The organism is Propioniciclava sp. (genome assembly GCF_036744435.1).
GTDB lineage: Bacteria > Actinomycetota > Actinomycetes > Propionibacteriales > Propionibacteriaceae > Propioniciclava.
Window position 1 is genome coordinate 1 of sequence record NZ_DAIOIA010000197.1, and the last position, 2,830, is coordinate 2,830.

At 72.0% G+C, this 2,830-nt stretch carries 3 protein-coding genes; 1 reads left to right on the forward strand and 2 read right to left on the reverse strand.

Features of this window, described 5'->3' with window-relative positions; genetic code table 11:
* The coding region (locus tag V7E09_RS15050; protein ID WP_324523662.1) for an MFS transporter at positions 1–542 on the reverse strand (542 nt) is incomplete at its 3' end.
* Between the two features lie 115 nt (positions 543–657).
* Between V7E09_RS15050 and V7E09_RS15055 the strand changes: the two genes are divergently transcribed.
* Positions 658–1,251, forward strand: coding sequence for a TetR/AcrR family transcriptional regulator (locus V7E09_RS15055; protein WP_324523663.1), 594 nt, complete (start codon positions 658–660; stop codon positions 1,249–1,251).
* Between the two features lie 344 nt (positions 1,252–1,595).
* Here the strand turns inward: V7E09_RS15055 and V7E09_RS15060 are convergent.
* The coding region (locus V7E09_RS15060) for a hypothetical protein (protein WP_324523664.1) at positions 1,596–2,830 on the reverse strand (1,235 nt) is incomplete at its 5' end.

A 2,830-nucleotide genomic window follows, 5' to 3' on the forward strand; every position in this document is an offset into this window, starting at 1 on the left:
AGGCCGGTGAGCAACCAGAACACCGAGCGCCACCCGAACGCGACGTCCAGGTAGCCGCCGAACGTCGGGGCCAGGATCGGCGCGATGCCGACGACGCCCATCATGAGGGCGTACAGCTTCGTCGTGCCTTCCCCCGAGCTCAGGTCGCGCACGGAACTGTTCGCCACGACCACGACGAGGGAGCCGCCTGCCCCCTGCAGCAGGCGTGCCGCGATCAGCGTCCCGATGCCGGGGGAGAGCGCGGCCAGGACGGAGCCGGCCACGAAGATCGCACATCCCGCCAGCAGCGGTCCCCGGCGTCCAACGGCGTCGCTCACGGGTCCGGCGACGAGTTGCCCGATGCCCAGCATGACGAGGAACAACGTCAGCGTGAGCTGCGTGATGCCGACGTGCACGCCGAACACCGCGCTGATCTCTGGCAGTGAGGGGAGGTACATGTCGATGGCGAGGGAGGGCAGGGCCATGGCTCCCATGAGGACGGTGACGATAGCGGGCCGGGGGCGCAGCATGGTGGTCTGTGGGGGCAGGGTGTTCGGTGACATGATCGGGCTTTCGGGTGAGAGGCCCCAACGGGGAGAAGGTGGGGCGCGGTCGCATCACGCGCTCCGGGGACGTACGCTAGCAAAACCTGGACATCTGTCCAACTTAGGAGGTGGGATGGTGCCACGCACGCCGCAAAAGCGCTCGGTGGAGCGCCGCGCCGCCCTGCTCGACGCGGCCCGCACCCTTCTGAACGCGGAGGGAACCCGGGCGGTCACCCACCGGCGGGTCGCCGAGCGGGCAGGTGTGCCCACCGCGTCGGTGGGCTATTACTTCGCGTCCCGCGAGGAACTGCTCCTGGACTGCCTGCGTGCCGATGAAGAGGACCGGATCCGCACTGCCCAGGCGCTGCGCGAGGACGCGTCCCCCGCGTTGCCGCCGCGTGAGGTGGGGGAGCGGGCGGTACTGACGATCTGGGCGGACCGCACCCCGGCGCTCGTGGGGCGAGTCTGGGCTGCCATGGATGGCGTGCGCGAGGGGCCACTGCTGCGGGCGCAGGCCCACCATGGCCGGCTACGCCTCGACGCCGACCTCGCCGCGCTGCTGTCGGCGTGCGGCTACCCGGCCGACCTGGCTGGGTTCGTCCTCACCGCGGCCAACGGCAGCATCGTGAACTCCGGCGTCGAGGGGCGGGCCGAGGAGGCGTTTGCGCGGGCGTCGGAGGATGTCGCGGTCCTGCTTGACCGCCTGGGACGGTCCTCGGCGGGCTGAGGCTCGGGTCCTGGGTGGGCTGAGGCTCAGTCCTGGGCGGGGTGAGGCTCAGCCCTCGGCGGCCAGGGCTGGTCGAGGAGTGAGGGGCGCCGCGGTCGCGGAAGGAGCGGTAGGGCCCGCTCAGCGCCCGGCCGACCACCTCGTCGGGCAGGCCGTGGCGGCCTGGCGCGGCACTTACCCTCCTACGGCGGCGGTGAGAACCGGCCAGTAGCGGCCTCCACGACGGCCGCCCAGTCGAATCCCTCGCTCACGGCCGGGCCTCCGCCGTGGGCGCGTGCTTGCCGAGCGTCATCTGCTGCCCCGCGGGAATCCAGGGCTTCCCAGGCATCGTGAGCCGGTGCTTCCTAGCCATCAAGCGCCTCCTCGATCGTGGGTTCGAGGGCGCGGTGCGCGTCCTCGCTGAGGTGGGGGATCAGAGCGTCCACGGCCACGATGACCTCGTCGCGTTCCAGCGTGTAGAGGAACCCGTGGCGTCGGTTCGCCGCGGCGATCACGGCGAGGAACCCGCGCACGGCGTCGCTGACCGCCGCGTCGTAAGCCTCGCCGGGTGACAGGTCGGCGTCCGCGGTGCGCACGGCCCGCAGGGCGGCCACGAACGCCAAGCGCGTCTTCTTCGCCACTGACGCGGGGATGCCGGGGCGACCGTCCCAGTGGCGCAGCGGGTTCTCCAGGTTCTCCGCCAGCCACTCCGGCTTGCGCGGGCGTCGCACCGAGACTGTGAGGGGGCTTGCCTTGTAGGCGCGGCGCACCGCGGTGGCGACGGCGGCGGGGAGGGAGTCCAGGTCGAGGTCGCGCAGGCGCTCCCAGGCGCCGGGGCCAGGGAACGCCGTTGCGTCGAAGCCGAACAGGTCGACCATCCGCAGCGCGTCCAGGTCGCGTAGGTCGGGCAGGGCGGCCACGTCGCGCAGCAGTCCGGGCGCCCCGAACAGGTCCAGGGAGCGCACCCGTGGATGCCGGGCCGCCACGTCGCGGACGCTGAGTTCGGCGATGTCGCTGATCTGCAGCCCGGCGAGGCGCTCCAGCCCGGTCACGGGGATCACCTCACAGACGAGCCGCAGTGACACTTCGCGCCCCTGCTCCTTGGCGCGCACGCGCAGGATTCCCGGCGGAGTCCCCAGCAGGGCCAGCGAGGTGAGGCCATCCGGCAGGGTCAGGGTCTCCAGGGTGCCGACGTCGACGCTGAGGTCGGTCAGGTGGGTACGGGACAGGTCGAGGTGCGGCTGGCCATGGCCGTGGAGCGTCAGGTCGCCCACCAGGGGGGAGTCCTCCAGGAAGCCGATCAGATCGTCGCGCCACGACGACAGGTGGACCTGGTGGAGGGCGGGCCAGGCGCGCAGTGACGCCATCGTGAAGTCGGGTCCGATGCGGTATCGGGCGTCGTCGGTGAACCGGCGAGCCCGGGAGACGCGCAGGGACAGCGGCTCGCCCGTGTTCTCATCGATCAATCCCGTCAGCGCGACGGTGTCGGGGCTGTCGAGGGCGGCCTTGAATGCGGCGGTCAGTTCGTGGGGGAGGGCGTCCCACCACGCCTGCCGGGCCACCTGCCGGTCGAACGCCCAGTGCCCCCACGACGACGACG